The sequence below is a fragment of the Roseomonas chloroacetimidivorans genome, assembly GCF_049629625.1.
Classification (GTDB): Bacteria; Pseudomonadota; Alphaproteobacteria; order Acetobacterales; family Acetobacteraceae; genus Roseomonas; species Roseomonas chloroacetimidivorans.
Genome location: NZ_JBNBZS010000006.1, coordinates 84,891 through 91,089, shown reverse-complemented (window position 1 = coordinate 91,089; position 6,199 = coordinate 84,891). Strand labels below are relative to the sequence as shown.

Sequence of the window (6,199 nt, the reverse complement as noted above, 5' to 3'; positions counted from 1 at the left end):
TGGGCGGTTTGGCGTGGTGACCGTGTGAGGCACAGCGGTAAGGCGCCGCGGGGGGGGCCGGGCGGCGCTTCGTGTGTCAGAATGCCCGGCCGGATCACCGGCCGAGGCCTGATTACATCACAGGGCGGAGCGAGCCGTCAGGCGCGCGCTCAAACACACCGCCGCCGCCCATATAGGCGCCGTCGGGGTTCTCGGCGGCACGGCGGTCGGCGCGCATCTGGCGACGCTCCGCCCGGCGCTGCATGTGACGCTCATGGCGCATCCCGTGATGCGAGCCGGAGGCCATCGGTCGGCCGGACATGTCGCCCGAGCCGGCCTGCGGGGCGTTCATCGCGCCACCGCCACTCATGCCGCCGCTCGTCATGCCACCGCTGTTCATACCGCTGCCGCTCATGCCGCCGCGGTCCATGGTACCCTGGGCCTGGGCGGCCGAGCCGGCAACAAGGAGGGCGCTGAAGGCACAAGCGGCCGCGAGGGTCGCGAAATTCCGGGACATGGCAGTCTCCATCGTTATGACGATCCGCGATCCCAGACGGGACCGTCATGGCGGATCAGCAACGCAACGTGGTCATCCCCATGCGGTTGCGCGGAAGGACATGCCGCGCCGGCAACCCACCTGCCATGTTCCCGTTGCGCAGCCATGTGGCAAGCCATCAAAGCCTTCTTCCGGTCCTGGGGACTGGTAATCCTGATCACCCTGGCCGGATTGGTGGTCGCTTGGCGCTTCGTCTCGCCCGCGCCGCCGGAAACCGTCCGCCTCGCCGTCTCGGCCGATCCGCAGAGCGCCTACACGGCCACGATAAACCAATATGCCAGGGGGCTGGAGGCCGAGAGATTCAAGATCGAGCGTGTGACGACCCAGGGATCGGCGGAGAACATCCGCCTGATCCGGGAGGGGCGGGTGGACCTCGCCCTGGTGCAGGGTGGCGTCCCCACCGCCGCGGGCGCGCAGCGCCTGGTCACCCTCGGCCAGGTCTTCTTCGAGCCGCTCTGGATCTTCGTGCGGCAACAGCCACAGACCCAGGCCCCGGTGCAGGCGCTGCGCGGGCAGCCTGTCGCGGTGGGCCCGGAGGGCAGCGGCACCCGCGTTCTCGCCCTGGCGGTGCTCGCGGCGAATGGTCTGACGGCCAATGACATCCAGCCGGTTCCGCTCTCCGGCAACGAGGCGGCTGAGGCGCTTGCGAACGGGCAGGTCCAGGCGGCGGTTTTCGTCGCGGCGCGCCCGACCGACGCAATCAACCGGCTGGTTCGCACGCCGGGCGTGGAACTGCTGAATTTCGGCAGCCGGGCTGACGCCTATGCGGCGAACCTGCCTTTTCTCACGCCCGTGAAGCTGCCCAATGCGGGCCTCAGCCTGGCCGAGAACCTTCCACGGGGCGACGTCATGCTCATGGCGCCTGCCGCCTCCGTGCTGGCACGGGATGACCTGAATCCGCAGGTGGCCGCGCTGATGATGCGGATCCTGCGCGACACTCATAAGGGCCGCACGCTTTTTTCGCCGGAAGGCCGCTTCCCCTCGGGCTTGAACCACGAGGTGCCGCTGCAGGCGGATGCCGAACGCTTCTACGAGAAAGGCGTCTCCTTCCTGCAGACCTATCTGCCCTTCTGGATCGCGATCACGGTTGAGCGGCTCTGGGTGCTGGTGATCCCGCTGATTACCCTGCTGCTGCCGCTGATGCGGATCGCCCCGGCCATCTACACTTGGCAGATCGAGCGGCAGCTCTGGGCCATCTACGACAAGGTGCGCAAGGTGGATGAGGAGAGCGAGAAGGGCCTCTCCATCCACGCGGTGGCGAAGCTCGACGCGCTGGACCAGGAGGCGCAAAGTCTCAAGCTGCCGGACAGCTATGCCGACCGCATCTACGAGTTGCGGCGTCATATTGCCTGGATACGCCGCCGCAAGGTGGATCCCGAAGCGGCATGAGGTGACCCGTGAAGACACCGGCTTGGCTGGGCGAGTTCAAAGCCTTCATCGCCAGGGGCAATGTGGTGGACTTGGCGGTGGGAGTCGTCATCGGCGCTGCCTTCACCACGATCGTGAGCAGCGTGGTGGAGGACCTGCTCAACCCACTGATCGGCCTGCTGATCGGTGGGATCGATTTCTCCAACGTCTTCGTTGTGCTGTCCGGGCAGCGCGGGCCATCCCTGGAGGCGACGCGCCAATCCGGCGCGGCGGTGCTGGCCATCGGCAAGTTCATCAATGCCCTGATCAAGTTCGTGATCGTGGCCTTCGCCGTGTTCTGGCTCGTGCGGCTGGTGCATCGGCTTTATGCCGCGCCGGAGAAGGTAGTGGGGCCGACCCGGGACCAGGTACTGCTGGAGGAGATACGGGACGAGCTGCGCAAGGCGGGTGGTGTCGTCGGCGACACCCGGAAACCCGGTACGCAGCCCTGACCCCTGTCAGAAGGCCACCCGGCCGAAGATGGCGTGCAGCAGGGCGAACAGCGCCCCGCCGGCCAGCGCGCCGACGATGGTGCCGTTGATCCGCACATATTGCAGGTCACGGCCCACCCGCAGCTCGATCTTGTCCACCACCGTCGCGGTGTCCCAGCTTGCCACCACCTCCGCGATGAAGCCGGAGATGCGTCCTTGGGCGGCGGGCAGCACCGCCAGCAGCGCGGACTCGATGCCGCGATTCAGCCGCGCCCGCGCTGCCTCATCCTTGTCCAGCATGTCGCCGAGATTGGCGAGCAACCCGGCGATCAGGGAGACGGTGCGCCCCTCAGGCCGCGCGGCATCAGCCTCCAGCGCGGTACGGAGCCGGCTCCAGGCGTCCAGGAGCCAGGCGGAGACGGCCGGATGCGCCAGGGCCGAGCGCAGGGCGTCCCCGACCGCCGCGGCCCTGCTAGGATCCTGCTCCAGCCGATTGATCTCGGCCTCTACCCAGTCCTCGAAGGCGGCGCGCAGCTCGCTGTCGCCGGGCTCCACCTTCTCCAACTCGGCATTCAGGGCAGCGAGGATGCGGCGGGCCACCGGAGCGCCGGCCATCCAGCCAACCAGCACACCGCCTTCGGCGCGCACGCGCTGAGCGATGGCTGCCTTGAGACTCTCTTCCTTTGCGGCGAGCAGCGCCTTGATCTGGGAAAGGGCGAGGCCGAATACCTCCTGATGGCGCCCGCCCTGCACCAGCAGCCGCAGCAGCCGTGCCACCATCCGCGTGGCGGCCTGGCCCGAGACCATGCGTGGCAGCAATCGCAGGAGCAGGCGGCGGGCGCGGCCATCCTCCAGCGAGCGCAGGATGCGGGGCAGGGCGGCGGCGATTGCCTCCGCCAGGGGGCGGACACTGTCGGGGTCGGAGAGGAAGCGGCGCAGCAGGGCGGGGGCGTCGATCCGGCCGGTCACGCGGCGCAGCTCGGCCTCGGTCAGCACATGGTTCGCGACGAAGCGCCCCAGCCCCTGACCCAGCCGCTCCTTCTGGCTGGGAATGATGGCCGTGTGGGGGATCGGAAGGCCCAGCGGGTGGCGAAACAGGGCCGTCACGGCGAACCAGTCAGCCAGGCCGCCCACCAGCCCCGCCTTGGCTGAGGCCTGTAGCAGGTCGGTCCAATAGCCCGGCGGCAGGGCGTAGGAGCCGACGGTGATGCCGGCCATGCCCGCCAGAAGGCCGGTGGCCACGGCGCGGTGGCGGTTCAGGCGAGCACGGAGGGCCACCTCGTCCGACGGGGCGGGGCGGGAAGGGGCGATTGGGGGAGTCATATCCATCGTCGCCCGAGAGTGGCGATGCGAGGGCGGCATCTCCAGTGCGGGGACGGCGTTGAACAGTCAGTTCCCCAGGCGTATGTTATGTCGTAACACCATGTCCCCTCGCTTCCCCCTCCGCCTCGACGACCCCCTGGCCCTTTCGGGCGGCGCCTTGCCGCGCCTGGGCTGGGCGCTGCTAGTCGCGGCGCTTCTCTGGGCGACCGTGTACTGGGCTATGAGCGCATGAGCGGCGCCATCCGCCTCCGCGACGTCACCCTGTCGCATGACCGCCATCCCGCGGTTCACCACCTTTCCGGCGAATTCGCGCCGGGAAGCCTAACGGCCATCGTGGGGCCGAATGGGGCGGGGAAGACGACGCTGCTGCGCGCCATCGCCGGGCTGCACCCCCTGGATGGCGGCCGGATTGAGCGGCCGGCGGAGCGTATCGCCCTGCTGCCGCAGATGTCGGCGCTGGACCGGAGCTTCCCGATCGCCTGCCTGGATGTCGCCATGCTCGGGCACTGGTCGCGCGCAGGTGCCTTCCGCGCCATGGGCGCGGGGGACCGGGCGCGGGCCGAGGCGGCGCTGGAGGCGGTGGGGCTGGGGGGCTTTGCCCGCCGCCCTGTGGGCAGCCTTTCCGCCGGGCAGTTCCAGCGCCTGCTTTTCGCGCGTCTGCTGGTGCAGGACGCGCCGGTGATCCTGCTGGACGAGCCTTTCAACGCGGTGGATGCCCGCACAGCCGCCGACCTTCTCCGCCTGGTGCGCGGCTGGCATGGGCAGGGCCGCACGGTGGTGGCCGTGCTGCACGATCTCGAACTCGTGCGGCGGGAATTCCCGGAAACGCTGCTCCTGGCCCGCGATCCCGTGGCTTGGTGCGGGACCGAGGAGGCCCTGACGGCCGCCAACCGCCTTCGCGCCCGGATGATGGCGGAAGCCTGGGATCCTGCCGCGGAACCCTGCGAGCGCGCGGCCTGAGCCGGGCTGTCTGATCCCTTGCTTTACGATCTGCTGATCGCGCCCTTCGCTGAATTTGGCTTTCTGCGGCGCGCGTTGGTCGGCTGCCTCGCCCTCTCCGTCGCGGCACCGCCGCTCGGCGTCTTTCTCGTTCTTCGGCGAATGAGCCTGACGGCCGATGTGCTGGCCCATGGCATCCTGCCAGGCGTCGCGGCAGGGTTCATCCTGGCGGGGCTGTCCGTCACGGCCATGTCGGCGGGCGGGCTGGTGGCAGGGCTGGTGGTGATGCTCGGTGCCGGAGCCATTGCCCGCGCCACGGGCGGGCGCGAGGATTCGGCCCTGGCCGCTCTCTATCTCGTTGCCCTCGCCCTGGGTGTGACCATGGTCTCCGCCTCGGCGGGGTCGGTGGAACTGACCCATCTCCTCTTCGGCAGTGTGCTGGGGGTGGACGATCCGGCTCTGCTGATGATGGCCGGGGTCGCGACCGTCACCCTGGGAACGCTGGCGCTCGCCTGGCGGCCGCTGGTGCTGGAATGCTTCGACCCCTCTTTTGCCGCCGCGGAGGGTGCGCGGGGCGGGGTTTGGCATCTGCTTTTCATGGCTCTGGTGGTGCTGAACGTGCTGGCGGCCTTCCAGGCGCTGGGCACCATGATGGCGGTGGGGTTGATGATGTTGCCGGCCGTCGCGTCCCGCCATTGGGCGCGGGGCGTCGGGGGAATGGCCTATGCGGCCAGCCTTGTTGCCATCCTTGCCTCGGTTACCGGCATTCTCGTCTCCTATCACCTAGACGTGCCGACCGGGCCGGCCGTGGTGCTCTCCGCCGGGTTGGCCTGGGCCGCTTCAGTGTTGGCTGGGCCGGTGGACAGCTTACTGGCGCGCTTCCTGCGCCACCGGCATCTGGCGGGGTAGCACGGCGCGTCTCAGGCCTGGGGACTGGTTTCAGAGCGCCGAGGATGGCCAGGCAGGGAGCCGGTCTTCTGGCCCGCGGGCGTCTCGGCGGTGGGCTTGCCTTCCGGCGTGCCCTCCAGCCGGTCGGCAATGGCCAGGATCAGGACGCCCAGCAGGAAGGCGCCGTGGATGGCCAGCCCCCAGAAAAGCACGCGGTCCTCGGTTTCCCGGATGTCCAGGAACAGCTGCAGCAGGTTGATGCCGGAAATGGCGACCAGCGCCGTGGCCAGCTTGATTTTCAGATTGCCGGGATCGACCTTCGCGACCCAGCTCATATTCTCCCGCTCCGCATCGTGCTTCAGCCGCGAAACGAGCGTGTCCCAGGAGGAGAGCGCGACGGTGATCACCAGCGCCGCGACCAGCGCCGAATCCAGCAGGTAAAGAATGGCGAGCAGGTTGTCGTGGTCGTCCGCGGTGAAGACCTTGGTGCCGAATTCAAAGACCTTGCTCGCGAACTTGGCCGCGTAGAGCGCCAGTGTCGCGGCGAGGCCGAGATAGAAGACCGCCAGCACGTAGCGGCTCGCCAGGATGATCTTGTTCAGCAGGTCGCCCATGGCGCTGTGCTGGCACGCCGGCCCGCCTGGCACAATCAGGACCGGATCCGGAACGGCGGAAT

Annotated in this window: 8 protein-coding genes; 5 read left to right on the top strand and 3 right to left on the bottom strand. The window is 68.9% G+C overall.

Going from position 1 to position 6,199, the window contains the following annotated elements:
* Positions 1-112: 112 nt before the first annotated feature.
* Positions 113-496 (bottom strand): hypothetical protein, encoded by a 384-nt coding sequence (locus tag ACO1BU_RS06040; protein ID WP_424135016.1) that lies wholly within the window; start codon positions 494-496, stop codon positions 113-115.
* Positions 497-640: 144 nt separating this feature from the next.
* Here ACO1BU_RS06040 and ACO1BU_RS06035 point away from each other — a divergent pair, with 144 nt between their 5' ends.
* Positions 641-1,924, top strand: a complete 1,284-nt coding sequence (locus ACO1BU_RS06035; RefSeq protein WP_424135015.1) for a TAXI family TRAP transporter solute-binding subunit — start codon at positions 641-643, stop codon at positions 1,922-1,924.
* 8 nt (positions 1,925-1,932) lie between these two features.
* Positions 1,933-2,394 (top strand): large conductance mechanosensitive channel protein MscL, encoded by a 462-nt coding sequence (gene mscL, locus ACO1BU_RS06030; RefSeq protein ID WP_424135014.1) that lies wholly within the window; start codon positions 1,933-1,935, stop codon positions 2,392-2,394.
* Between the two features lie 6 nt (positions 2,395-2,400).
* Here mscL and ACO1BU_RS06025 read toward each other — a convergent pair whose 3' ends face one another.
* Complete coding sequence (locus ACO1BU_RS06025; protein ID WP_424135013.1) at positions 2,401-3,702, bottom strand: DUF445 domain-containing protein; 1,302 nt, start codon at positions 3,700-3,702, stop codon at positions 2,401-2,403.
* Between the two features lie 94 nt (positions 3,703-3,796).
* Here ACO1BU_RS06025 and ACO1BU_RS06020 point away from each other — a divergent pair, with 94 nt between their 5' ends.
* Genes ACO1BU_RS06020 through ACO1BU_RS06010 form a run of 3 tightly spaced genes read left to right on the top strand, consistent with a single transcriptional unit; the run spans position 3,797 to position 5,544 of the window.
* Positions 3,797-3,928, top strand: coding sequence for a hypothetical protein (locus ACO1BU_RS06020; RefSeq protein WP_424135012.1), 132 nt, complete (start codon positions 3,797-3,799; stop codon positions 3,926-3,928).
* A complete protein-coding gene (locus ACO1BU_RS06015; RefSeq protein WP_424135011.1) occupies positions 3,925-4,656 on the top strand; it encodes a metal ABC transporter ATP-binding protein in 732 nt (243 codons plus the stop codon). Before ACO1BU_RS06020 ends, ACO1BU_RS06015 begins: the two co-directional genes overlap by 4 nt.
* 18 nt (positions 4,657-4,674) lie before the next feature.
* Positions 4,675-5,544 carry a metal ABC transporter permease gene (locus tag ACO1BU_RS06010; RefSeq protein ID WP_424135010.1) on the top strand — a complete coding sequence of 290 codons (870 nt, stop codon included), beginning with the start codon at positions 4,675-4,677 and terminating at the stop codon, positions 5,542-5,544.
* Between the two features lie 11 nt (positions 5,545-5,555).
* Here ACO1BU_RS06010 and ACO1BU_RS06005 read toward each other — a convergent pair whose 3' ends face one another.
* Positions 5,556-6,137, bottom strand: coding sequence for a YqhA family protein (locus ACO1BU_RS06005; protein WP_424135009.1), 582 nt, complete (start codon positions 6,135-6,137; stop codon positions 5,556-5,558).
* Positions 6,138-6,199: the final 62 nt, after the last annotated feature.

Coding starts and splice junctions, on each gene's coding strand:
- ACO1BU_RS06020 (WP_424135012.1), top strand. CDS start 3,797: ATGTCCCCTCGCTTCCCCCTCCGCCTCGACGACCCCCTGGCCCTTTCG.
- ACO1BU_RS06040 (WP_424135016.1), bottom strand. CDS start 496: ATGTCCCGGAATTTCGCGACCCTCGCGGCCGCTTGTGCCTTCAGCGCC.
- ACO1BU_RS06005 (WP_424135009.1), bottom strand. CDS start 6,137: ATGGGCGACCTGCTGAACAAGATCATCCTGGCGAGCCGCTACGTGCTG.
- ACO1BU_RS06015 (WP_424135011.1), top strand. CDS start 3,925: ATGAGCGGCGCCATCCGCCTCCGCGACGTCACCCTGTCGCATGACCGC.
- ACO1BU_RS06035 (WP_424135015.1), top strand. CDS start 641: ATGTGGCAAGCCATCAAAGCCTTCTTCCGGTCCTGGGGACTGGTAATC.
- ACO1BU_RS06025 (WP_424135013.1), bottom strand. CDS start 3,702: ATGGATATGACTCCCCCAATCGCCCCTTCCCGCCCCGCCCCGTCGGAC.